The sequence below is a fragment of the Oricola nitratireducens genome (assembly GCF_014904745.1).
Taxonomy (GTDB): domain Bacteria; phylum Pseudomonadota; class Alphaproteobacteria; order Rhizobiales; family Rhizobiaceae; genus Oricola; species Oricola nitratireducens.
On sequence record NZ_JACZCS010000002.1, the window covers coordinates 1 to 23,726 of the forward strand.

The following is a 23,726-nucleotide window of genomic DNA, read 5'->3' on the forward strand; positions in this document are numbered from 1 at the left end:
GGCCGTGGCCGTGTCAAACCTGAGCAAAGCTTTTGGCGCGACCGTCGCTGTTGATGATGTCTCTTTTCAAATCGAATCCGGGACCGTCCACGCCCTTCTGGGAGAAAACGGCGCCGGCAAGTCAACGGTCGTCAAACTGCTTTCCGGACTGATCGAGCAGGATCAAGGGCACATCAACGTATTTGGCGAGGCCGCCAGCCTCCGTAGCCCGCGCGCCTCACACCGCCACGGAATACAGACCGCTTTCCAGGAGATGACACTGGTGCCGGACTTGACGGTGCTGGACAATATGCTCCTGCCTTACGCGCCGATGGGGTTGACCGGGATGGTCCGGAGGCAGGCGGCGGAAGTGAAGGTGCGCGCGCATCTGGACGCGATGGGTTTCGATGTCGATTTGCACGATGAGGTCGGCGAACTCGATCTCGCTGTTCAGCAGAAAATCGAAATCGCCCGGGCCATTTTCCGAAAGCCGAAAATCCTGCTGCTCGATGAGCCGACGTCCACGCTTGCCGGGCGCGATGTCGATTGGCTCGGGGATGTCATCGCCCGGCTCAAGGCGGATGGCGTTACGGTCGTTTTCATTTCGCATCGGATGCCTGAAGTCCGGGCATTTTGCGACCATCTGACAATTCTGCGGAACGGGCAGCACATTTCGACCGGTGCGGTGTCCGATTTCACCGATGCCGAGATCATCGAAAAGATCATTGGACGTTCTATCAGCCAGACTTTCCCGGCGCGGCCGCCCAGCAAAGAAGTCGCGGACGAGGAAGTTTTCGGGGTCAGCGGTATGACCGCCGGAGCTAAGCTGCGCGGTGCGAGTCTTTCGCTCCGCAAAGGCGAGATCCTGGGCGTTGCCGGATTGCAGGGAATGGGCCAGCTCGATCTCTTCATGGCCTCGTTCGGCATGCGGGAGATCCGCGAGGGGAGCATTCGCATCGACGGCCGCGAGGTCGCCATTACTTCGCCAAGGGACGCGATCCGGCCAAATATCGCCATGGGTCTGTTGCCCGAAGACCGCAAGACCGAAGCGCTGTTCCTGAAGTTGACCGGCCGGCACAATGTTTCATTGCCGGTAATCGATCGCTATGGCCGCGGCGGTGTCATCGATACAGCGCGGGAGACGAAAGCGGTAAAACGTGTATTCGACCGGGTCGAAGTTGACCACCGCGCCCTGTGGACCAGAGTTGGTTCGTTCTCGGGCGGCAACCAGCAAAAGATCGCGCTTGCAAAATGGCTCTTTGCGGAGAGCCGCATATTGCTGCTTTTCGATCCGACGCGCGGCATCGATGTAGGCACCAAGCACGAGCTTTACGTGCTCATGCGAGCTTTCACGGAACTCGGCGGCAGTATTCTCTTCCATTCAACCGAGATACCCGAACTGGTGCATCTCTGTGACCGGGCGATCGTCCTCTATGCGGGGCGTGTCGTGGCGGAAATCGAGGCGGATGACTTGTCGGAGCACAACATCATGCGGGCGGCGCTCGGAGCCGACACGCCCGGCACGGAAGCGGTCGCATGAATACCCACGCAAAAAATGGCGGAATTCCTTCGCAGTCGAAAGGTGGCGTCCGTAGGCTTCGGCTCGGCAGGTTTCGCGGGCTGATAACTGCGGTCGTGGTTTTCGCGGTATTGCTCGTCGTAGTCGATCTTATCTCTGCCGGACCGCTCAGCTATTTCGACATCAGTTTCCTTTCCAGTGGCGGAGCGACCTTGGCGCTGACAGCGGTGGGCGAAACCATCGTCATCCTGTCCGGCGGATTCGACCTATCCGCAGGCGCCGTCCTTTCGTTGGTCAACGTGATCCTCGCGACGTCGATGGACCCGACGAATTTCGAAGCGTCCATTACGCTATGGACACTTGCCGGCATCGGAATTGGCATGTCCGTAGGGGCGTTCAACGGATTCTTCATTGCGTTTCTTCGCTTGCAACCGATCGTCGTTACGCTTTCGACGATGTTCATCATTCAGGGCATCACGCTGCTCATCCTCGACAAGCCGGGCGGCTTCGTATCGCCTTCGCTGGGCGGGTTTTACATGGGAGACCTCGTCTCCAACTGGATTCCGATGCCGATCGCGTTGCTCGTGGCCGTCGGATTGTTCTGGGCCTGGCTGAAGCGGACCCGGTTCGGGACAGCCGTCTACGCTGTCGGCAGCGATCCAAACGCCGCCGCATCGGCGGGATTGCGCGTCACCTGGGTGCGTTTCGGTGTGTATGTGGTCGCCGGCGGATTCTATGGACTGGGCGGGGTTTTCATCAGCGCACAGACCGGTTCGGGCGATCCCCTGGTCGGCAATCCGCTGCTCCTGTCGATCTTCGCGGCGGTCGTTGTCGGCGGAACGCGGCTCGGCGGCGGTCGAGGCGGGCCGATCGGCTCGATTCTGGGCGCTTATATCCTGATGATCGTCGTCAACATCCTCCTCGTACTCAACGTATCGGCCTACTACTCGTCGATCGCGGAGGGGCTGATACTGATACTGGCGGTTCTCGCAGGATCGTTGAGCCGGGACTCGACGCTTGCGCAACAGATCAGGAGTGCGACGACCCAATTTCAGGCATGGCGTGCCGGAACCTTGGCGTCGCAAATTGGCGGGGGCGACAAGCGTTTGGCCATGCAGGACGTGCATGCGCCCGCGTCGCGCGTCTCGGCCATGCCGTCATTTTGGAGCCGCCACGGTGAGACGCTGCGTTTCGCGCTTCCCGCCTATGTATCGCTCATCCTCGTTATCGTGGTGACGCAGGTCACGCTCGGTCACGCGATCTTCAACTGGACCTACTGGAATTCCCTAGCAGTCCTTTCCAGCTTCCTCGCTATCCTGGCGCTGGGACAAGGTACGGTCATTCTGACGGGTGGCCTTGATCTTTCCGTGCCGTGGACAATCGGGTTCTGCGGGATCCTACTTGCCGGCATCGTGCAGGGATCGGATGCAGCACTCATCTACGCGCTTCCTGTCGTCCTGGGCGTCGCGGTGCTTATCGGCCTGGTCAACGGACTCGGGATTGTCTGGCTCGGCCTTTCGCCGATTGTCGTGACATTGGCGACGAATGGCATCCTGCAGGGAGCGGCCCTGATCTACTCGGGCGGGACGCCGGCGGGATTTTCCTCGCCGCTGCTGCGCTGGTTCATGACGGCGAAGGTCCTTGGCGTGACCCCGGTCGTCTATTTCATGATTGGTTTTGTCGTGCTCGCGGTGATCCTGCTGTCGCGGACTTCTTTCGGACGGCAGGTTTACGGAATCGGCAACAGCATGCGCGCCGCACAACTGTCGGGAACGGCGACTGGCAGGGTACTGGTCGGCGTCTACGTCCTGTCGGCGGTTTGCGCCGGTCTGGTGGGAATGCTGCTCACCGGATTTTCCGGGCAGGCGAGCCTCGGCATGGGGGACGACTATCTCCTCCCGTCGATTGCGGTCGTCGTCGTCGGCGGCGCGCTGATTACTGGCGGCCGGGGACACTATCTCGGCATGCTGGGTGGCGCGCTTCTTCTTACCGCGTTGCAGACGCTCCTTGCCGGAACGACGCTCCCTTATGCCACCCGGGCAATCATTTTCGGCTCTGTCGTATTGGGCGCGGTCATCGCGCTGCGCGATCGGCGGGAAGCGAGTTAAGGAGGACCAGTGAATGGCAGATACACATTTGAATGATGATCTCGCCGGAGGCATTGCCGGGCAAAGGGTGCTGATTACCGCGGGCGCGGGCGGTATCGGTCTGGCCATTGCCGAACGGTTGGCCCTTCACGGCGCGCGCCTGTTCGTCTGCGATGTCTCCGATGAGGCACTCGATGCTTTCGGACGCAACTATCCGGAAGCCGGACGCATAAAGGCGGACGTCTCCGACGAAAACGACGTCGACCGGATGTTCGACGAGGTCGCCAGCAAGCTTGGCGGTCTCGATGCGCTCATCAACAATGCGGGTATTGCCGGACCGACGGGCGGCATCGATGAAATCGATCCGGCCGACTGGAGGCGGTGCATCGATGTGTGCCTGAGCGGACAGTTCCTGTGCGCCCGCCGGGCGGTCCCCATGCTCAAAGCGGCGGGAGGCGGTTCGATCGTCGCGATGTCTTCCGCAGCGGGACGGTTCGGATACGCTTTCCGCACGCCTTACTCGTCGGCGAAATTCGGGATCATCGGTCTCACGGAGAGCCTCGCCAAGGAACTTGGTCCGCACAACATCAGGGTCAACGCCATTCGTCCCGGTATCGTGGAGGGGCCGCGCATGGAAGGCGTCATTCGTGCCCGGGCCGAGCAGGTCGGCGTCCCTTATGAAGCGATGGAGTCCGAATATCTGTCGAAGATCTCGTTGCGCCGGATGGTGACGCCCGAGAACGTTGCCTCCGTGGTGGCGTTCCTGCTTTCCGACGCGGGGGCCAACCTTTCGGGACAGTCGATCGGCGTTGACGGAAACATGGAGACGCTCTGAAATGGCCAATGTCGCGATAATCGGAGCGGGTTTTATCGGACGTGCCTGGGCAATCACCTTCGCGCGCTCCGGACATACTGTCACGCTGTGGGACCAGGACAAGTCGGCCCCCGCAGGCGCCATCGGCTTTATCAGTGATGTACTGCCCGATCTCGCGGCAAACGATCTCCTGAACGGCCGGTCGCCCGAAGCGGTCCTTGGAAACATCCGTATCGAGGATGAGCTTTCGGCCGCCGTCGCCGGCGCGGAACATATCCAGGAGAATACGCCGGAACGCCTCGATGTGAAGAAGGCGGTATTTTCCGAGCTTGATGCGATCGCGCCAGAGGACGCGGTGATCGCAAGCTCGAGTTCCGCGCTCCTGCCGTCACATTTTACGGAGACGCTTGCCGGACGGCACCGCTGCCTGGTCGTGCATCCGATCAATCCGCCTTACCTCGTGCCCGCGGCCGAGGTGGTGCCCGCGCCGTGGACCGCGCCGGAGGTCGTCCAGCGTACACGGGAACTCCTGAACTCCTGCGGTCAGGCGCCCATCGTGATGAAGCGTGAACTGGACGGCTTCATCATGAACCGCATGCAGGGCGCGCTTCTCGAGGAGGCATTCCGGCTCGTCGCCGACGGATACGCGACAATCGAGGATGTCGATGTCGGCATTCGGGACGGACTGGCGTTGCGCTGGGCATTCATGGGGCCGTTCGAGACGATCGATCTGAACGCGCCGGGCGGCGTACGCGACTATGCCGAGCGCTACCAGGGCATCTACGAAAACATATTCAATCAAACGCAAAGACGCGTCGATTGGACAGGTCCGGTGATGGACACTGTCGAACACGACAGACGGCAAGTGCTGCCGGAAGAAAAACTGGCGGAGCGCCAGGCGTGGCGGGACAGGCGGCTGATGGCGCTGGTCGCGCACAAACGTCGCGCCGCAAAGGACATTGGCGAGTAGCGAGGGAACAACCATGGCATCCGACGGCAAGATCATCATCACATGTGCGATAACCGGCGCAATTCACACGCCGACCATGTCTCCGTATTTACCGATCACACCCGATGAGATCGCAAAGGAAGCGGTTGCGGCGGCTGAAGCAGGGGCGGCAATCCTGCATCTGCACGCGCGTGATCCCGAAACAGGAAAACCCGATCAGACGCCCGAGGCGTTCGCGCGGTTCCTGCCGCGGATCAAACAGGCAACCAATGCGGCGATCAATATTACGACGGGCGGCAGCCCCTACATGAAAGTCGAGGAGCGTGTCCGGCCCGCTGCCCAGTTCAAACCGGAGGTGGCGTCCCTGAACATGGGGTCGATCAATTTCGGATTGTATCACCTTCTCGCCAAGTACAAGGACTTCAAGTTCGACTGGGAGAGAGAGCATCTCGAAGCCACGCGCGATCTCGTTTTCCGCAATTCCTTCAAAGACATCGAGTACATTCTCGAGACGTGCTACAACAACGGCACGCGTTTCGAGTTCGAATGCTACGACATCGCGCATCTCTACAACCTCAGCCACTTCGCAGATCGCGGGCTCGTCAAGCCGCCGTTTTTCGTCCAGTCCGTGTTCGGCCTGCTTGGCGGCATCGGCAGCCATCCCGAAGACGTTGCCCACATGAAACGCACGGCGGACCGGCTCTTCGGAAAAGATTATCGCTGGTCCGTCCTCGGTGCCGGCGCCGCGCAGCTGCGCATTGCAGCGCAAGCTGCCGCCCTCGGCGGGAATATCCGCGTGGGTCTGGAGGACAGCCTTTGGGCCGGCAAGGGCGTTCTGGCGAAATCTAACGCCGATCAGGTCAAACTGGCGCGAAAGATAATTGAAGGTCTCGGTATGGAGGTCGCGACACCCGACGAAGCGAGGGAAATCCTGTCGCTCAAGGGAGGCGACCAGGTGAACTTCTGAGGTTCGCCGGATGCGGAAATGATCCACTGATTGGATCCAGACGGGAGGAGCGCAAATGTTACGGATCGAAGTCCTGATCGAGGACAGGGACAAGCTGGGCGAGGGGCCCTTGTGGGATGTCGAGGAACAGCGCCTCTACTGGATCGATTCCTATGGTCCGACCGTTCATCGATGCGATCCGAACGGCGGTGACCTGAAGCACTGGAGCGTGCCGGAGCAGATCGGTTCGCTGGCACTGCGCCAGAAGGGCGGCGCGGTCGTGTCGCTTCGAAGCGGATTTCACTTCCTCGATTTCGACAGCGGCGAGGTGACGCGCATCAACGAGACCCAGCCCGGAGAACTGCGCCCGCGTCTCAATGACGGAAAAGTCGACAGGCAGGGCCGTTTTGTCGCGGGTTCGATGGATTTCGAGGAACGCGACGGGGTCGGCAAGCTCTTCCGGCTCGATCCGGATCTTTCGCTGCACACGCTCGACACGGACATCATCTGTTCGAACGGTCCATGCTGGAGCCCCGACGGGCGAACGTTCTATTTCGCCGATTCCTCGCGCGGCGTGATCTATGCATACGATTACGACATCGAGACCGGCGACGTACGGTCCCGGCGCGTCTTCACGTCGTTCGACAAACTCCGGGGGTATCCAGACGGCGCGACCGTGGACGAGGAAGGTTACGTCTGGAGCGTGGAGGTATATTCCGGGCGCCTGATCCGCTTCGATCCGAGCGGTGTCGTCGATCGCATTGTCGGCCTGCCGGTGCAATCGACCACAAGCATGACGTTCGGTGGCGCCGACCTTGATGTCGTCTACGTCACATCGATGGCGCGCCCGATGGGCAACGAATACCACCGTGAACGGGAAGCAGGTTGCCTCTTTGCCGTTCATGGTCTGGGCGTGAGAGGTTTGCCGGAGCCGCGGTTCGCCGGCTGATAAACAGGGAGGTTGAGATCATGCGTATTGAAGTTCTTGTCGATGTGAAAACAACGCTTGGCGAAGGCCCGCTCTGGGATGTCGAGGAGCAGCGTCTCTACTGGATCGACAGTTTTGACGGACGAGTCTTCCGTTGCACCCATGACGGGCGCGAAATCCGCGCATGGGATGTGCCGAGCAAAATCGGTTCGATGGCGCTGCGCCAAAAAGGAGGCGCGGTGGTTTCGCTCCAGAGCGGATTTCATTTTCTCGATTTTGAAACGGGCGAGGTGGAACTGATCCACGATCCCGAGCCCGACAAGCCAAACAACCGACTGAATGACGGCAAGGTGGATAAGAAAGGCCGGTTCATCGCCGGTTCGATGGATACGATGGAAGAAGGCCCGAACGGCGCACTCTATCGGCTCGATCCGGATTTATCCGTACATACCTTGGACTCGGGAATCATTGTTTCGAACGGACCATGCTGGAGCCCGGACGGCAACACTTTCTATTTCACGGATACGTGGACCGGTGAAATCTGGGCCTATGACTACGACCGGGACACCGGAAACGTATCGAACCGGCGCACGTTCACGAAAGTCGATGGTTCAAATGGCGGCGCGGCCGATGGCTCGACCGTGGATGCCGAAGGCTGCGTCTGGAACGCCCTAGTATATGACGGCCGGCTGGTCCGCTACACGCCTGACGGCAAGGTCGAACGCGAAATCGCCATGCCCGTCAAGAAGGTGACAAGCGTTATGTTCGGCGGCCCCGATCTTGACATTCTTTTTGTCACGTCGATGGCAAAGCCACCTCTGCCGCGTTTTCCGGGAGACGGAGTCCAACGCGGAAGCCTCTTTGCGATTTATGATCTTGGAATCCAAGGAGTGCCGGAGTCACGGTTCGCGGGATAGCTTTCCCAACACCTTGAAAACATTCGCCTCTATAAGAGGATGAGTAGCGGGAACATGCGCCGACGGCAAGGGTCAGGTAGTGGCGCAAGGCGACCGCCTTTTCATTCTGCAGCGAATGACGGCACTCCGCCCAGGGGAGTCGTCCATCGCACTGCACCGAACGGTAGCTAAGGGTTATTAGCGGAAAATGCGATCTAAGCGGAGAACGTCTGTTTAGCGTTTGATTGCGGAGACAAGGATTGGACCCTGACATACGCAAAACCAAGTGCAATCTTTGAATGCCTTCATATTTGCAATTAGGCTGTGACCTGGCTCCTCAACCGAATACCCTAGCCTCGTTCACGATCTAGATGCCTTCGCTCCGCAGCGGGATTGAGCAATGCAGGAGCGCTTCCGCATCTGGCCCCGGCGGCTGGCGCTGACGCCGCCTATGGCTCCGCGGCAAACCTTGGGTGACTGGTCGATGACAATAGTATCGAACCGCACATCCTGGTGTTCGACAAATCCGCCTGGGGCGATGGCAGCTTCGAGCGTGCCGACTTCACCTACGATCCTGAGGATGACAGTTACCTCTGCCCGGGCGGCAACCGCCTGCGTCGGTCCAACCGCAACTTTAGCAAGCCGCGGACCGGCATCGATAAGGATGGATCTATCCGGTATCGCGAGCGTCAACAGGACTGCCAGATCTGCGTGCACCGGCAGCGATGCACGCCCAATATGCCCACTCGCAAGGTCACCCGCTCCATCCACGAAGCCGCTCGCGATGTGGCCCGCGATATCGCCACCACCGATGCATATCTCGTGTCACGCCGCCAACGGAAGAAGGTCGAAATGCTCTTCGCCCACCTGAAGCGCATCCTGAAGATGGACCGCTTGCGCCTGCGTGGTCCAAACGGAGCGAAAGACGAGTTCCACCTCGCCGCCGCAACTCAGAACCTCCGTATAATGGCGAAGATCATCCCGATGCCGAAGCCCGCACTCGCCTGATCTCGGTTGAGATCCCGCTCGTCCGCGATCCGCATTGCATGCCTATCGTCGCGGGCCCCGACTTCTTCAACAGAATATAGCTGAAATCAGACATTCAGACGCTCGATCGAGATGTCCGCTTCTGACCCGGAGTAGACATCCGAAAAATTCACTGCATGCTCGTTTCGATCTTACAAAATCAAGTGGTAGTCACATCCAACCGCTGAGCGCAAACCTCGATATCGTCGAGGCTGCTTTTCCTTTCGCTGACCAAACCATCGAGCGTGACAGTTGGTGATCCGTAAATCCCATACTGGCTAGCGAACTTGGCACGATGTCTTGCTGCGGAAGTGCATGGTGTACGGATTCGCGCTGCGGCCGACGCGTGCTCTGCCTCCTCGCGGCACTTTTCCTCTTGACTGGAAAGACGTGCCGAGATTATGTTTTGGAAACGTTTCCAATTTGATTGGAAACGATTACAATATTCTCGTTCGGGGAGGAACGACGTGAGGGCGAGAGTTCTCCAAGCAAACGCTTTGTCGAAGCGGTACGGTGCTACTGTTGCCTTGAGCGATGTGTCGTTGACGATCACCCAGGGTGAAGTTCACGCAATCCTCGGGGAGAATGGGGCCGGAAAATCCACACTGGTGAAGATCCTGTCAGGTGTCGTGCGTGCGAATTCCGGCGGGATGTCTCTTGCCGGCGAGCCCTACAATCCCCACTCGATTTCCAAAGCGCGGGCGCAGGGTGTGGCTACGGCTTTTCAGGAACTCAGCCTGATACCGAACTTGACGGTCGGCGAGAATTTACTGCTCCCAAATGCGTCCGCCAGAACATTCTGGCCGGAATCCAAATCGAGCATCCTTCGTCGGGCCGCTGAAGTGCTTCGCGAATGGCAGATTACGGATATTGCGCCGGATGCAATCGTCGAGGATCTTTCGCTTGCCGAGCGTCAACGGATCGAAATCACACGGGCGCTGTCACATGCGTCGCGCCTGCTCATTCTCGACGAGCCGACGGCGGCGCTGCCCGATCCCGGGTGGTTGTTTCAGCAGATTCGCAGGCTTACTGCCCGCGGCGTCGCGGTGATGTATATCTCGCATCGGCTGGGTGAAGTTCGCGAGATTTGCGAGCGGGCGACCGTTCTGCGCAACGGCAAGACGATCGACACGGTCGATCTCTCCGGCGTCGATGACGACGGCATTTTCGCGATGATGGTCGGTCGGAGTCCGGAAAGCGCATTCGCCGAACCGGTCGTCGCCCGGCCCGATGCCGACATTATCGTCGATGTCCGGAACCTGAATGTCGGCAAGGTCCGATCGCTTGATCTCAGTTTGAAAGCCGGCGAGATTGTCGGTCTGGCGGCTTTGGAAGGGCAGGGGCAGCAGGATCTCTTCAGGGCGCTGGGCGGTGCGGTCAAACCGAGTGATGGAAAAATCATGGTTGGCGGTCAGGCGGCAGCCCTCGGTTCTCCCCGGCGCGCCCTCCGAGCAGGCTCGGGTATCGCTTTCGTGCCCGAAGAGCGCAAGACCGAAGGGATATTCGTCAATCTCACGGCAGCTTCGAACATCGCCCTGCCGAAAATCGGCCGGGCGAGCCATGCCGGCATCGTTTATGCCGGGCTGGAGAAGAAAGTGTCGGCCGAGGCGGCATCGAAGGTGGCGCTTTCTCCGCGCTACTTGGGATTCAATGTCGGCAGTCTCTCTGGTGGAAATCAGCAGAAAGTCCTGTTGGCGCGTGCATTGATCACCGGCGCGAAATGCCTCGTCCTTTTCGATCCTGCTCGCGGCGTCGATGTTGGTACCAAGCAGTCGATCTACGCGATGATGCGCGACTATGTCGCCGGGGGCCGCACGATCCTTTTCTATTCGTCGGAACTGTCCGAGCTGGTTCACCTGAGTTCGCGGTGCCTCGTCATGTATGGCGGCCGGATTGTAGCGGACGTTCCGCGCGCGGAACTCACCGAAGAGCGCCTGCTGGCGGCGGCGCACGGTCACAGTCAAGAAATGAAGGTTGCGGTCTGATAAATGGCGAGCATTGAGGTCAATACTCCGCGTCAGTCGCGCGGTTTACCGACGGTCAGGCAGATCGTCGAAAGTGCATTTCCGATTATCGTCATCTATGTCGTGATGGCCACTATCTACAGTGTGGTTCAGCCTTCGGCGCTTTCGCTCTATTCCATCGAGTCGCTGTTCAACAATTCGCTGCCGCTGATGCTGGCTGCCGCTGGTGCAACCTTCGTCATCTTGCAGGGCGGTTTCGATCTGTCCGTGGCGGGCATCATCTCTCTGGCAAATGTCGTCGTTGCCGTGGCCCCCGTGGAAGGGCCATTAGGTGCGGTGGCGAACCTTGCCATGGTCATTGCGATAGGGCTCCTGGTCGGCGCCGTTAATGGATATGTGGTGGCGTATCTGCGGATTCAGGCGATCGCCGCGACGCTGGCGACGATGATTATCTGCAAGGGCGTTGCCTTGCTCATTCTTGGCGCTCCCGGCGGCTACGTATCCGATTTCATGGCGTATGAACTGACCGCGTCGATTTTCGGTGCTGTTCCGATTGCCGTCGTCATCGCTGTCGCCGTCATGGTCTTCTGGTCCGTCTTTCGAACCACGAATTCGGGGCGTTCCCTGCTTGCCGTTGGTCAGGACGAGAACGCGGCGGCCTTATCCGGCATCGACGTTGCCAGGACGCGGTTCGCGTCGTTCCTGTGGGCGGGCGCGTTCTATGGCGCCGCCGGCTACATGCTGGCCGCGCAAACCGCGACGGGCAATCCGAACGGGGGCGATCCATTCCTGCTGTTGACCTTTGCCGCAGTCGCGCTCGGCGGAACCGCATTCGGCGGCGGCAGGGGCGGCGTCACGGCTTCGCTCTTTGGCGCGGCGACGCTGATGCTGATGCAAAAGGTGCTGTTCGCGGTTGGCGTGTCGTCCTTCTATACGGGGGTCATCCAGGGCGCGATCATGATCCTTGCGGTGCTCTTCTCCGCATTCGTCCAAGCCGTAACCAGCCGCAGGAATTCCCTGTAATGCAAAACGAAAAAACCATAGCAAGCGCTGTCGCGGAGCAGGAAGACAACCGGGCGACCGCCAAGATCAGTGGTGAGTTCGTGACAATCGCCGCGATCTTCGGATTGACCTTCGCGATGATCCTCGCGTCCCGCGCAATCAGCCCGTCTTTCGGCAGCTGGTCACAAGTCGAAACGATCCTTTATCTGAGTTCGTTCCTGGTCTTCTGCGCCTTCGGCCAGGGACTGGTAATCCTTGTCCGCGGACTGGATCTTTCCATCGCCTCGGTGATCACGCTCGGCGGAGTGCTCACGGCTTCCCTGATGAACGGATCCAATGAGGGTTTCCTTTATCTCGTTCCAGCCATACTGGGCGCCTGTATCGTCGTCGGTCTGATCAGTGGTATCGGCGTCGCCTATTTTCGGGTTCCGCCCTTCATCATGACTATGGCTGTCGGGCTGATCGTCTACAGCCTGTGCCTCGGTTTCACGCGTGGAACGCCGCGCGGCTACCCCGCGCCGCTCTTGAGCGGTTTCATGCAGGACAAGTTTCTGGGCGTTCCCGCCCCGGTCTATCTGTTGCTGGCCTTCGTGGTATTCGGCACGATCCTCCAGTCCTATTCGGTGTTCGGGCGCAAGCTGAATGCCGTAGGCAACAATCCGCTTGCGGCGTATATCGCGGGCCTGCCCAGCGGCGTCCTGATCGTCAGCGCCTATGCTATGTCGGCCCTATGTGCGGGTTTCACCGGGATGATGCTTGCCGGATACGCAAATGGGGCGACGCTGCGGATGGGCGATTCCTATCTTCTACCCTCAATCGCGGCCGTCGTGGTGGGCGGTTCCTCGATCCTTGGCGGGCAGGGCAATTTCGTCGGCACGGTGGGCGGCGCCCTTTTGCTGACCGCGCTCGCGACAATCCTGACCGCGCTCGGGATCGAGCAGGGATGGAAGACCATCATGGAAGGCGGCGTAATTCTGTTCGCATTGATCGCCTTGCGCGAACAGTCCTTCGCGTTTCTTCGTGAAGTTCTCGGGAAACGAGGTTGAAATGCAGTTGGTCCGCGTATTTTCGCTTCAAATTGTAAACGTTTCCAAGATTCGGATTCCCGTGAATGTACGGGAGGAGCGGGAGGTGCATGAACACGTGCACCTTCCAGGCGGCCGCGCGACGCGCCGCATATCGGCCGGAATACCGGTGTCACAAAGGAGGAAGTCAAATGAAACTCACTAAAACGGCCAAGGCTCTGGCCTTGGCAGCTCTTGTCGGAGCGGGAACGCAGCTTGCTTCGACAGACGTTGCTTCAGCCAAGACTGCCGATGGCAAGTGGCTGATCTACCTTTCCCTCAGCTACTCGGGCAATTCGTGGCAGAGCGAGGCGGCCAATATCGTCAAGGCGCTCGCCGCAACGCCTCCCTTCAAGGATACCGTGGAACTCGTGGAGGTCATCTCGGGCACCGATCCGCAAGCGCAGATCTCCGACTACGAAAGCATGATCGCCAAAGGCGCCGACGGCATCGTCAGCTTTCCAATCTCGTCGACGGCTCTGAACCGTGTCGTACAGCGCGGATGCAAGGAAGGTGTGCTGTTCTTCATGTATGACGCGACCGTCACGGAACAGTGTGCATACAATATCAGCTATATCACTTCCGGCTTCGGCGAGAATACCGCACAAGCTCTGGTGAATGCGCTGGACGGGAAGGGCAAGATTTTCCTTTCGCGCGGCGTACCGGGTAATTCGGTCGATGATCGTCACACGAACGGCGCGATGCACATTTTCAACCAGTATCCGGGTATCGACGTTGTCGCAGAGTACTACAGCTACTGGGACGACCGCACCACGCAGCAGGAAACGGCAAAAGCACTTGCCGCTCATCCCGACGTTGACGGTATCTGGGCCCAGGCCGGCGAATATGGCGCAATCCAGGCGCTGCTTCAGGCTAACCCGAATCGTCTGGTTCCGGTGACCGGCGAGAACTCCAACGGCTTCCGCCTGGCGCTCGCGAACCCGGACTATCAAGCGATCGGGCTCGACGGCGTTTCGGCGGGCTCGCCGCCGGCCCAGTCCGGATTCGCATTCAAGATCATGATGGAGATCCTAAATGGCACGCGCGAGCCGCTTCCGGAAGGTCAGCGCAACATCGAGTATCCGCTGCCTTGGGTTCCGGGAGATGCGGTCAAGCTGTGCGAGGGCGACAAGTTCGAGAATGGATGCAACACCTTTCCAGAAGGAAAGGTGCCGAGCTCATTCGTGACCGAGGTTTTTAACCCGGAGCTTCTTCCGGAGCTTTCTTTGGCGTCCGCACTTGAAGGCAAACCGACGGAGGGCGCTGAAATCCAGCCTCTGCCGGCAGATGCCGTGAAAGCCGCGCCGAACGAGCCAGGCATCAACTGCCGTCAGTGCGAGGCTCCGGAGAACCTCTATCATCTGACGAAGGTCGAACCCACGGTTCAGCCCTGACTGAAAATTATGCCTGCCGCCGGACCAAGCTTCCGGCGGCGGGCAGCGCGCCGGGCAGAAACACACAGCAAAACGTGCGAAGCCGCGAAATGCCAACTTCGGAGCGTGCCGCGTTTAGTCGCGAAGCGATAACGAGGAAAGAAAAACGATGACCATACACTATCTCAAGCGGGGAAAGCCCGAGGCGGAACGAAGCGAAGACGATGCCAAAGTTCGCAGCGTAGTGGAAAGCACACTGAAGGAAATCGAAGAACGCGGCGACGCGGCTGTTCGCGAACTCAGCGAGAAGTTCGACAAATATTCACCGGTATCATTCCGGCTGAGCTCTTCGGAAATCGAAGCTGCTCTCCAGAAGGTCTCGACCCGTGATATGGAGGACATCCGCTTCGCCCAAGATCAGATCCGCAGATTCGCGGAGGCGCAGCGCGCATCGATGACCGACATCGAAATCGAGACAATGCCGGGCGTCATTCTCGGACACCGTAACATTCCGGTGCAATCGGTCGGCTGCTATGTTCCTGGCGGGAAGTTTCCGATGGTTGCCTCCGCGCATATGTCGGTTCTGACTGCTTCGGTCGCGGGTGTTAAGAGGATCATCGCCTCCGCGCCACCTGTAAATGGCGAACCCCATCCCGCGATTATTGCGGCCATGCATATGGGCGGTGCGCACGAGGTTTATGTTCTTGGAGGCATCCAGGCGGTAGGTGCCATGGCGCTCGGGACGGAGACCATTGATCCGGTTCACATGCTTGTCGGACCCGGCAACGCATTTGTTGCTGAAGCAAAACGGCAACTATTCGGGCGTGTCGGAATCGACCTGTTTGCGGGTCCGACCGAAACGATGGTGATAGCCGACAAAACGGTTGATGCCGAGTTGTGTGCGACGGACCTGCTGGGGCAGGCGGAGCACGGCTATAACTCGCCTGCTGTGCTGGTTACGAATTTCCGCAAGCTGGCCGAAGAGACAATGTCGGAAATCGACCGGCTGCTCCAAATCTTGCCTACGGCTGAAACGGCTTCTGTCTCCTGGCGGGATTACGGAGAGGTGATCCTATGCGACACCTACGATGAAATGTTGGCGGTTGCAGATGAAATCGCTTCCGAGCATGTCCAGGTCATGACCGACCGTGACGACTGGTTCCTGGAGAACATGACATGCTATGGCGCCCTGTTCCTCGGGCCGCGCACCAACGTGGCAAATGGCGACAAGGTGATCGGCACCAATCACACGTTGCCGACCAAGAAGGCCGGCCGCTATACAGGCGGATTGTGGGTCGGTAAGTTCCTTAAAACCCATTCCTACCAGAGGATATTGACCGACGAGGCGGCGACCCTGGTTGGCGAGTATGGCTCGCGTCTTTGTCTCCTCGAGGGATTCGTCGGGCACGCCGAGCAGTGCAATATCCGCGTACGCCGCTATGGCGGGCGCAATGTCGGATACGGACAGGCCGCCGAACCGATCGCGCAGGCGGAATAGACTTCGCGGCAAATTCGCGAGGTCCAGCACAAGCGAGATCGAGATGCACAAGAAGATGGCAGATCCTATTCGGAAAAACGGGCCGATAAAGAGCCGGGTCACGGTCAAGGATATTGCGCAATCGCTTGGCGTCTCGATCGCGACGGTGTCGCGGGCCTTGAGCAATGATCCGACGATAGCTTCCAAAACACGGGATCGCGTCCTGGAAAAGGCGGCCGAGATGGGATACGCGCCCAACCTGTTCGCACGCAGCCTGATCACGCAGCGGAGCCGGATCGCGGCGCTTTTCGTCAGCAACATCACAAATCCGTTCTATCCCGAAGTTGTTGTCAAGCTGACGCGGCGCCTTCAGGGGCTGGGTCTGCACACCATGCTGTTTACTTCTGACGGAACTCATGGTGTGGACGAGGCGCTGCCGCTCTTGCAGCAATACAATCCCGATGTCGCGATCGTGCTGGCCGCGACGATGTCCTCCGACACAGTGAGGAAATGCGTCGAGGGCCGCACGCCGGTTATCCTCTTCAATCGTTATGTCTCTGGCGCCAACGCCAGCGCGGTATGCTGCGACAACTATTCCGGCGGATATCTTGTCGCCACCACGCTCGCGGAGGCGGGCCACAAAACGCCGGCCTACATCTCCGGTCTGGACGACGCCAGTACCAACGTGGACCGTTTGCGCGGATTCCGTGACGGTTGTACGGCCGCAGGTCTTCCGGAACCCGCAGTGATCTCGGGCCGGGATTTCACCTATGAAGCTGGCTATGAGGGTATGAAGGAGCTGTTTGCCGGAGAGAGAAAACCGGATGCGGTTTTCTGTGCCAACGACATCGTAGCGATCGGCGCAATGGATGCGGCAAGACGGGAACTCGGCTTTTCGATCCCCGAGGACGTGTCGATCATCGGTTTCGACGATATTGCCATGGCAAGCTGGCCTTCGCACGAACTGACGACCGTTCGCCAGCCCATGAACGCGATGATCGACCAGGTGATCCTGGAGATCGAGCGACTGCTCTCGAAGGAGGACAGCGAGGCGAAAGAACACTTTCTTCCCGGCCGACTCATGATCCGCAAGTCGGCAAGACTAAAGGAGAGTTCGGGATGACACGCACCCATGCGCCCAAGAATGGCGCTATCCACGATGCACAATGTGGTGTCTGGGAGATTCCCGAAACTTCGAGCGTCGACGTGATCCTCGAAGGAGGATACCGGGACGAAGCGATCGCCAGCTATCTTGCCCAGGCAAGTCCGCTCTACAATGCACTGTCGCGCATTCTCGCGCAGCTCAGCGGAGTGCTGCTGCTGGCGACCACGCGCGGCCACCGGGACCTCTCACTGGATCATGCCATCTACACGACGGCCGTCGAGCAGTTGACGGAAGCAAGGGAACGTCTCCGCGCGCTGAAGGCGCCGGCGGCGGCCTCGCGACATTACACGGCGCTTCAGGATCTCGCCGGTTGTCTGGCTGAGGCTGCGGAGAAGATGGACTCGCTCTCTGCCCTGCTTGGCCAGCAAGCCCGTGACGACGCCAAGCATGAAATCATTCGAAAGCTCCATGTCGTGCAGAGGCTTTTGATTGCGACGGCGGAGCCGGACGCCAACATCACCCCCGTGGACTTCAGCCATGCGTGCTGCACTTGCGGCGCATCGCATACAGGCGGATCCGAGAAGAACATCTGAAACCGAGCCTGGGAGGACCAAATGGCCGACTATTCGATCCACGTGCTAGAATACAGCTACGTTCCGAAATACCACAAGAGCGGCGTGCTCTACGGCGCTCACAACGAGGGCTACGTCAAGCTGCCCTACTGCTACGTCCTCATTCGCAGCGAGGACCATGTCGCGCTTGTCGATGTCGGCTACAACGACCAGGACTATGGCAAGCATCTCGGCGACAAGTTCGGCGTGGAGAACTGGCGCTCACCCACGGTCGTCCTGGCCGAGTTCGGTCTGACGCCCAAGGACGTCGACACCGTCTTCATCACCCACGCACATTTCGACCATTTCGGTAACGTCGAGGATTTCCCGAACGCCACCTTCTACATCCAGCGAGACGAGATCGAGAAATGGGTCTGGGCGATGTCCTTGCCGGAACGGCTGCGCTGGATGATGATCGCGGTCGATCCGGGCGACATCCTGCGGGGCGTAAACCTCGCCGCGGAGGGCAGGTTGAGGGTCGTCGAGGGGTCGCAGGAAGATGTCCTGCCGGGCATCGACGTTCACCTGGCGCGGGACAGCCACACTTTCGGCTCGATGTGGGTCACCGTGCGTAATGATGGCAAGACCGACAGCGAGGACACCTGGGTCCTGGCTGGAGACCTCGTCTATCAGTTCGCCAATCTGAAGAATGACGGCTCGGTGGTCGGAGTGGAAACCATGTACACCCCGGTCGGCCTCGCGGTCGGAAGCCAGATGAACCTGCTGCTCGCGACCGAGGAAATGATGAAGCAGGTGGGATACGACGATACCCGGGTCATCCCGATCCACGAGGAAGGTCTCGCCGATACCTTCCCGTCCCGCATCACCAAGGAAAACCTCCGCATCAGCGAGATCTGCCTCGCCGATGGCGCGAAGTCGGCGGTATCATGAGCAGGACGGAACACCTGGGTTCGACCGGCGTCGCAATTGTCGGCGCCGGGCTGGTCGGTCTCGGTTGGGCGATCGTGTTCGCCCGGGCGGGCCTGAAGGTGCGGGTCTTCGACCGGAGCAAGGAACTCGTGGCGACGCTGCCGGCGAAGCTCGAGCAGTCCCTGTCCGATCTCGAGAGCTTCGGCCTGATCGAGGCGCCGCAGGAGATCGGCAGTCGCGTTTCCTATTGCGACACGCTGGAAGAAGCGGTCGACGGGATCAGATATGTCCAGGAATCGGTTCTGGAGCGGGTGGATGTGAAACGCGCGCTCTACGAGCAACTGGACGGAATGCTCGGCCAGAACACGATCGTCGGATCGTCTTCTTCCGGCATTCCCTCGTCCGACTTCACCGAGGGATTGTCGATTTCGCCGCGCTGCCTCGTGGCGCATCCGGTCAATCCGCCTTATCTTGTGCCGGTCGTCGAGCTGGTCCCGGCGAGTTGGACGCTGCCCGAGGTTGTCGACCAGGTCGATGACCTTATGCATGCCGTCGGCCAGCATCCCGTCCGCGTCGCCCGGGAATTGCGGGGTTTTGTCCTGAACCGCCTGCAGGGCGTTCTGTTGCGCGAGGCCTGGGCGCTATTCGAGGAAGGGTACTGCTCGACCGCCGATCTCGACGCCACGATTTCGAAGGGGCTGGGATTGCGCTGGTCCTTCATCGGTCCGTTTGAGACCATCGACCTGAACGCGCCCGGCGGCGTGCGCGACTATGCCAACCGGTTGGGTGGTCTGTATCTCGATATCGTCAGGGAACGGGGCGAACCGCAACCCTGGAGCGAAGAATTGATCGCGCGGGTCGATGCCGAAAGGCGGGATGCGCTGCCTCTGGACGGTCTTCAGGACCGCACCGAATGGCGAGACCGGCGCCTCATGGCCGTGGCGGCGCACAAACGCGATATGGAGGCGAGCGAATAATGTCCCGCGAAGCCGAGCGTTGCCGATTCCGGCTTCAGACATAGCGGGTCGGTTCCAAGGCATGACGGCTGTGAACTTTCCCAATTTCCGTCTCGACGGCCGCCGGGCGCTTGTTACCGGCGCCGGACGCGGTATCGGCAAGGCGATTGCTGAGGCCTATGCCGCGGCCGGCGTGGCGGTCACGCTTTGCGCCCGAACGGGCGATGAGATATCCGCCGTCGCCAATGCCCTTCGGTCCGAAGGACTTAAAGCGGATGTGCTCGTCGCCGATGTCACGGACATCGATGCATTCGAGGCGCACGTCGCGGGAAGGCCTGCCTTCGACATCCTGGTCAACAACGCCGGTACGAACCGCCCGAAGCCGCAGTTGGAGGTGACGGCCGAGGACTATGACGCGGTGATGAATTTAAATATGCGTGCGGCGTATTTCGCGACGCAGGCGGTCACGCGTCGGATGATTGCCGAGGAGCGCTCCGGTTCGGTCATCAACATGTCTTCCCAGATGGGCCATGTCGGGGCCGCGAACCGGACGCTCTATTGCGCCTCGAAATGGGCGATCGAGGGCTTCACCAAGGCATTGGCCGTCGAACTGGGTCCGCACGGAATTCGGATCAACACGATTTGCCCCACCTTCATCGAAACCCCCATGACGAAACCATATTTTGAAGACGAAACGTTTCGGGCGTCTGTTCTTTCGAAAATCAAGCTCGGGCGGTTGGGACAAGTGGGCGACGTCACCGGTGCAGCGATCTTTCTTGCGTCCGATGCCTCGTCTTTGATGACCGGTAGCGCGGTGATGCTCGACGGCGGCTGGACGGCGGATTAGCGGAATTTCCGTTCCATGGACGTTTCAAATCGGCGAGGTCACGGTGTGGACGGATTGAAAATGGCCCTTATGGAAGATCGGAGAGCAGGGGTATGAATGTGGAATCCCACAATTGGCCCGGAGCAGATCGCATACGTAGTGGTAATTTTTGAAAAGGATGTGCCGGAATGCTGCTTGGCACAATCGGTGACGATTTTACCGGCTCCAGCGATATAGCGAATATGCTGGCAAAGGGTGGTGGATTCAACTGATCGCCGCAACACACTCAGCAAACTTCTCCGCTGGGGTTTGGGATAGGCAGCTAATTGAGCTTTTCCGCGTTGGGCAGGAAGCTGCAGCGGGAACGATGGCCGCTTCTGGCACCAAACGGACTTTTCGCGGTCCGCCCTGCGGTGTCTGCTTTGGGTTGCATTCCTGCCCGGCTGTCTTCTGGTGCCGATAACGGATATTGCCGGGTAGGCGGCAAAGAGCCCGCTTTATGCCAATCGCGAAATTCAACAGCTGTTCGCAGACTCAGTCCCAGCTCCTGGCGCGAATAACTTCCGGCCCTGCTTTATCAAAGCGCCCACGGCGAAATGCGTCGGATCCGTCTCCATCGCTTGCGCCGAGTCGGGTTGGACTCGTCGTTAAGTTGCGTATCAGCTTGTTTCGGCTTCAATCTGACGTCACGCTTCGGCTCATTTGTATTGTCAACTTCGTTAACGCGGTTCCAGCGTCGAAGCTGGGCGTCGCGTATCCGTCTTTTACCTGCATGTGTTTTTGGACCGGTCGACAAGCCGCCATGGAGCTTGCAGCGTTTCTTACCGGGTAGCACCGGCTTGCCGCACTTTCCACCCAGCCGGGTCTTGGCTCCGCATCGCGGGCGCTGATGTGTTGGTAGTGCTGCGCCTGTCAGATCGAGACCAATAGGCGCGCTCAGTCGGATCGCCCTGGATATGGGCGAGAGCGCCTTCCGCGACCTCACGCGGGTGAGCGGTCTCGTCACCGGCCCAGTCCCTGAAGGCGCTGCGGAACCCATGCACGGTGTAATCTCCGAGGTTCATGCGACGCATCAACATCCCCATGGACATGTTGGAAAGCGGCCGGTTGGGTTTTTGTCCCGGAAAGACAAAGTCAGAGTGTCGTGTTTCGGAAAGATCTCGAAGCACAGACATAGCTTCCGAAGAGAGAGGGATGCGGTGCGTTCGGCCGGCCTTCATCCTGTCGGCCGGAATTGTCCATAACTTCCGGTTAAGATCTATCTCGGACCAGCCGGCATTCAGCGCCTCGCCCGAGCGGCAAGCCGTCAGAACCACAAGCTGCAGACAACGCGCCGCCATGGCATCGATGCTGCCTAGCCGTCGATAGAGCTCAGGCACCTCACGATAAGGCATGGCGGCATGGTGCCCACGTTGCAGTTTGGAAGGAGCCGGCAAAAGGTTTTTCAGATGGCCGCGCCAGAGAGCGGGGTTCTCTCCCGATCGCCAGCCTCGAGATTTCGCATAGTCGAGAACACGTTCGATTCGTCCTCTCAGACGCGACGCGGTCTCGTGTTTTTTCGTCCAGATCGGGGAAAGTATCGCCAAGATGTCGTCGGTCGTGATCTGGTCGACGGGTTTGCTATGGATTGCCCGACAATAGGTAGGGCCAAGCGTCATGCGCCACTGTGCGCGGTGCTTTTCGTTGCGCCACTGGTTTTCCATGGTTGTCAGGAAGAGGTCGGCACATTCCGAAAAGGTCGGTGTTCTTTCTACACTGCGAACTACCGCCGGATTTGATCCGGTCGCCACTTTCTCGCGCATGTCCGATGCCAATCGGCGAGCATGCGAGAGCTTCACCGCGGGATATGGGCCCAGACCAAGCGCCTTTCGGCGTCCGCCCGACGTGTACATGAAGATCCAGCTCTTCGATCCACCTGGTTTCACGTTCAGATATAGACCGCCACCATCGCTGTGACGTCCGGGCGTTAGATCGGAACTGCGGATCCGTGTATCTGAGAGCTTGTGAAGCGAACGAGCCATTGTGTATGCACTTTTGTATGCACTTTAGTGCGTAGATGTGCAGATACAATGATGGACAATCAAGGACGGATCAATGGTAAACCATCGAAAATGTGGGTATTTACGTAATGTACATACACGGTCTGACACGCCAATGAACTGAAGTTAGGCGGACCCCCTCTCCGCCAACTGGCTTTTACTTTCCGCCAGCGCGAAAGCCGCATTTCCGGCTGATTCCGCGCTTGCCCGCCCCGTATGAGGGCAACAGGCCATGGAAAGTCACTACGGTCTCTCGCCGTTGCCGGAGGAGGAGCAGGCGAAAGCGAAGACCTGCGGACCGCGGGAAATGGCCGCTCCAGAGAAGGCACGCGCTCCGAAGCCTGCCCCGGCTCTTGAGTTGGTCTCCGACAAGGCAGCCGCGGGCGGATATCCGGGTGGACCGCAAGGGCAACGGTGGCCGGCGATGAAGACGAAGGCGCGGTCAAGATGGCTAGATGCGGAGAATGTTACTCAGATGTTGACTTCACCGCAGCGGATTGTGCCAGCGCTCCGGCGGAGAACAGCATTTTCAACCGCCCGTCCAGCGCGTTGGCGATATGGCTGCGCGCCGCGGCTTCGGCGAGCGACGGGTCGCGGTTTTCGATCGCTTCAATGATGGCGCGATGTTCGGCGCGTGCGGCTTCCTTACGTCCGGGTACCGAGAATGTCGTATCCGGCAGTAGCGCTAGAGAGTCGTTGAGATCCTCGAGCATCCGCATGAGATAGCTGTTATGGGCCGCCTCGTAGACTGCCTCGTGGAACATAGTATTGGCGCGCGCGGCTTCCAAGGCTGTCTTTTGCTGCGAATCGAATAGGGCTGCGGCATGTCGCAGGCTGGCTACTTCGGCGGCCGAGGCATTTTCAGCGGCAAACGATGCGGCTGCTCCTTCCAGCCTGGCGCGTACAGCGTACAACTCCATGACTTGCGGACGGCCCAGTTTGGCCACCGCCATACCGCCACTGGACGTTTCAAGCAATCCGCGTTCCTGCAAGCGTGCGAATGCTTCGCGGACCGGCGTCCTGCTTACCGCCAGCATTTTGGCGATATCCTCCTCGCGAAGGCGGGTACCCGGTGACAACTCTCCTGATCGAATTCGGTCTACCAGATCGCGGTACACTTTGTTGCCGCGCGAAGCCTCGCCGCGTCCTCGTGTCGCTTGGCTGTCCTTTGCCATATCTCGTCTCGAATTCTCCGGCTGCGGGAATCGTTTAGGCACCATAGGCGAATTTTCCCTAAAAAACATCTGGACACCCTTGTATGCAGTAGTGTGCAGATGTATTCGTTTCGATGTTTG

20 protein-coding genes and 1 pseudogene are annotated in these 23,726 nt (G+C 59.5%); 18 read left to right on the plus strand and 3 right to left on the minus strand.

Going from position 1 to position 23,726, the window contains the following annotated elements:
- From IG169_RS02380 to IG169_RS02465, 18 genes and pseudogenes are all read left to right on the plus strand, one after another.
- Window positions 1–1,519, plus strand: a 1,519-nt coding sequence (locus IG169_RS02380; protein ID WP_193174566.1) for a sugar ABC transporter ATP-binding protein, incomplete at its 5' end; no start/stop codon positions are given.
- Window positions 1,516–3,606 carry an ABC transporter permease gene (locus IG169_RS02385; protein WP_193174567.1) on the plus strand — a complete coding sequence of 697 codons (2,091 nt, stop codon included), beginning with the start codon at window positions 1,516–1,518 and terminating at the stop codon, window positions 3,604–3,606. The genes IG169_RS02380 and IG169_RS02385, both read left to right, overlap by 4 nt.
- A 13-nt stretch (window positions 3,607–3,619) precedes the next feature.
- Window positions 3,620–4,420 carry an SDR family oxidoreductase gene (locus tag IG169_RS02390; protein WP_193174568.1) on the plus strand — a complete coding sequence of 267 codons (801 nt, stop codon included), beginning with the start codon at window positions 3,620–3,622 and terminating at the stop codon, window positions 4,418–4,420.
- 1 nt (window position 4,421) lies between these two features.
- On the plus strand, window positions 4,422–5,369 hold the full coding sequence (locus tag IG169_RS02395) for a 3-hydroxyacyl-CoA dehydrogenase (RefSeq protein WP_193174569.1): 948 nt from the start codon (window positions 4,422–4,424) through the stop codon (window positions 5,367–5,369).
- A gap of 13 nt (window positions 5,370–5,382) precedes the next feature.
- Window positions 5,383–6,315, plus strand: a complete 933-nt coding sequence (gene kce / locus IG169_RS02400) for a 3,5-dioxohexanoate:acetyl-CoA acetone transferase (RefSeq protein WP_193174570.1) — start codon at window positions 5,383–5,385, stop codon at window positions 6,313–6,315.
- Between the two features lie 55 nt (window positions 6,316–6,370).
- Entirely contained in the window at window positions 6,371–7,243 is an 873-nt protein-coding gene (locus IG169_RS02405) for an SMP-30/gluconolactonase/LRE family protein (protein ID WP_193174571.1), read from the plus strand.
- Between the two features lie 20 nt (window positions 7,244–7,263).
- On the plus strand, window positions 7,264–8,139 hold the full coding sequence (locus tag IG169_RS02410) for an SMP-30/gluconolactonase/LRE family protein (RefSeq protein ID WP_193174572.1): 876 nt from the start codon (window positions 7,264–7,266) through the stop codon (window positions 8,137–8,139).
- Between the two features lie 397 nt (window positions 8,140–8,536).
- A pseudogene (locus IG169_RS02415) lies at window positions 8,537–9,126 on the plus strand (transposase); the annotation flags it as partial.
- A 485-nt stretch (window positions 9,127–9,611) separates the two neighbouring features.
- Window positions 9,612–11,129 carry a sugar ABC transporter ATP-binding protein gene (locus tag IG169_RS02420; RefSeq protein ID WP_428982226.1) on the plus strand — a complete coding sequence of 506 codons (1,518 nt, stop codon included), beginning with the start codon at window positions 9,612–9,614 and terminating at the stop codon, window positions 11,127–11,129.
- A gap of 3 nt (window positions 11,130–11,132) precedes the next feature.
- Complete coding sequence (locus IG169_RS02425) at window positions 11,133–12,131, plus strand: ABC transporter permease (RefSeq protein ID WP_193174574.1); 999 nt, start codon at window positions 11,133–11,135, stop codon at window positions 12,129–12,131.
- Window positions 12,131–13,156, plus strand: coding sequence for an ABC transporter permease (locus IG169_RS02430; RefSeq protein ID WP_193174575.1), 1,026 nt, complete (start codon window positions 12,131–12,133; stop codon window positions 13,154–13,156). The genes IG169_RS02425 and IG169_RS02430 overlap by 1 nt, the downstream gene beginning before the upstream one ends.
- A 170-nt stretch (window positions 13,157–13,326) precedes the next feature.
- Window positions 13,327–14,568: a sugar ABC transporter substrate-binding protein gene (locus IG169_RS02435; RefSeq protein WP_193174576.1), complete on the plus strand. Its 1,242-nt coding sequence runs from the start codon at window positions 13,327–13,329 to the stop codon at window positions 14,566–14,568.
- 148 nt (window positions 14,569–14,716) lie between these two features.
- Window positions 14,717–16,045: a histidinol dehydrogenase gene (hisD, locus tag IG169_RS02440; protein ID WP_193174577.1), complete on the plus strand. Its 1,329-nt coding sequence runs from the start codon at window positions 14,717–14,719 to the stop codon at window positions 16,043–16,045.
- Window positions 16,046–16,088: 43 nt separating this feature from the next.
- On the plus strand, window positions 16,089–17,147 hold the full coding sequence (locus IG169_RS02445; protein ID WP_193174578.1) for a LacI family DNA-binding transcriptional regulator: 1,059 nt from the start codon (window positions 16,089–16,091) through the stop codon (window positions 17,145–17,147).
- Window positions 17,144–17,722 (plus strand): hypothetical protein, encoded by a 579-nt coding sequence (locus IG169_RS02450; RefSeq protein WP_193174579.1) that lies wholly within the window; start codon window positions 17,144–17,146, stop codon window positions 17,720–17,722. The genes IG169_RS02445 and IG169_RS02450 overlap by 4 nt, the downstream gene beginning before the upstream one ends.
- 21 nt (window positions 17,723–17,743) lie before the next feature.
- The gene (locus IG169_RS02455) at window positions 17,744–18,631 is read left to right on the plus strand and encodes an N-acyl homoserine lactonase family protein (protein ID WP_193174580.1); all 888 of its coding nucleotides are present in this window, start codon (window positions 17,744–17,746) and stop codon (window positions 18,629–18,631) included.
- Window positions 18,628–19,587, plus strand: a complete 960-nt coding sequence (locus IG169_RS02460) for a 3-hydroxyacyl-CoA dehydrogenase (RefSeq protein WP_193174581.1) — start codon at window positions 18,628–18,630, stop codon at window positions 19,585–19,587. Before IG169_RS02455 ends, IG169_RS02460 begins: the two co-directional genes overlap by 4 nt.
- A gap of 61 nt (window positions 19,588–19,648) precedes the next feature.
- Window positions 19,649–20,413, plus strand: a complete 765-nt coding sequence (locus IG169_RS02465) for an SDR family NAD(P)-dependent oxidoreductase (RefSeq protein ID WP_193174582.1) — start codon at window positions 19,649–19,651, stop codon at window positions 20,411–20,413.
- Window positions 20,414–20,969: 556 nt separating this feature from the next.
- Here IG169_RS02465 and IG169_RS24400 read toward each other — a convergent pair.
- The 3 genes from IG169_RS24400 to IG169_RS02475 form a co-directional block, all read right to left on the minus strand.
- A complete protein-coding gene (locus tag IG169_RS24400; RefSeq protein ID WP_428982227.1) occupies window positions 20,970–21,227 on the minus strand; it encodes an HGGxSTG domain-containing protein in 258 nt (85 codons plus the stop codon).
- The gene (locus tag IG169_RS02470) at window positions 21,214–22,413 is read right to left on the minus strand and encodes a tyrosine-type recombinase/integrase (RefSeq protein ID WP_193174583.1); all 1,200 of its coding nucleotides are present in this window, start codon (window positions 22,411–22,413) and stop codon (window positions 21,214–21,216) included. The genes IG169_RS24400 and IG169_RS02470 overlap by 14 nt, the downstream gene beginning before the upstream one ends.
- Window positions 22,414–22,898: 485 nt before the next feature.
- On the minus strand, window positions 22,899–23,606 hold the full coding sequence (locus tag IG169_RS02475; protein ID WP_193174584.1) for a GntR family transcriptional regulator: 708 nt from the start codon (window positions 23,604–23,606) through the stop codon (window positions 22,899–22,901).
- Between the last annotated feature and the right edge of the window lie 120 nt (window positions 23,607–23,726).

Bases quoted from the DNA above. Each gene is read 5' to 3' on its own strand.
- IG169_RS02450 (WP_193174579.1), top strand. From the start codon at position 17,144: ATGACACGCACCCATGCGCCCAAGAATGGCGCTATCCACGATGCACAA.
- IG169_RS02470 (WP_193174583.1), bottom strand. From the start codon at position 22,413: ATGGCTCGTTCGCTTCACAAGCTCTCAGATACACGGATCCGCAGTTCC.
- kce (WP_193174570.1), top strand. From the start codon at position 5,383: ATGGCATCCGACGGCAAGATCATCATCACATGTGCGATAACCGGCGCA.
- IG169_RS02390 (WP_193174568.1), top strand. From the start codon at position 3,620: ATGGCAGATACACATTTGAATGATGATCTCGCCGGAGGCATTGCCGGG.
- IG169_RS02385 (WP_193174567.1), top strand. From the start codon at position 1,516: ATGAATACCCACGCAAAAAATGGCGGAATTCCTTCGCAGTCGAAAGGT.
- IG169_RS02405 (WP_193174571.1), top strand. From the start codon at position 6,371: ATGTTACGGATCGAAGTCCTGATCGAGGACAGGGACAAGCTGGGCGAG.
- IG169_RS02475 (WP_193174584.1), bottom strand. From the start codon at position 23,606: ATGGCAAAGGACAGCCAAGCGACACGAGGACGCGGCGAGGCTTCGCGC.
- IG169_RS02425 (WP_193174574.1), top strand. From the start codon at position 11,133: ATGGCGAGCATTGAGGTCAATACTCCGCGTCAGTCGCGCGGTTTACCG.
- IG169_RS02395 (WP_193174569.1), top strand. From the start codon at position 4,422: ATGGCCAATGTCGCGATAATCGGAGCGGGTTTTATCGGACGTGCCTGG.
- IG169_RS02465 (WP_193174582.1), top strand. From the start codon at position 19,649: ATGACGGCTGTGAACTTTCCCAATTTCCGTCTCGACGGCCGCCGGGCG.
- IG169_RS02435 (WP_193174576.1), top strand. From the start codon at position 13,327: ATGAAACTCACTAAAACGGCCAAGGCTCTGGCCTTGGCAGCTCTTGTC.
- IG169_RS02410 (WP_193174572.1), top strand. From the start codon at position 7,264: ATGCGTATTGAAGTTCTTGTCGATGTGAAAACAACGCTTGGCGAAGGC.
- IG169_RS02455 (WP_193174580.1), top strand. From the start codon at position 17,744: ATGGCCGACTATTCGATCCACGTGCTAGAATACAGCTACGTTCCGAAA.
- hisD (WP_193174577.1), top strand. From the start codon at position 14,717: ATGACCATACACTATCTCAAGCGGGGAAAGCCCGAGGCGGAACGAAGC.
- IG169_RS02460 (WP_193174581.1), top strand. From the start codon at position 18,628: ATGAGCAGGACGGAACACCTGGGTTCGACCGGCGTCGCAATTGTCGGC.
- IG169_RS02445 (WP_193174578.1), top strand. From the start codon at position 16,089: ATGCACAAGAAGATGGCAGATCCTATTCGGAAAAACGGGCCGATAAAG.
- IG169_RS02430 (WP_193174575.1), top strand. From the start codon at position 12,131: ATGCAAAACGAAAAAACCATAGCAAGCGCTGTCGCGGAGCAGGAAGAC.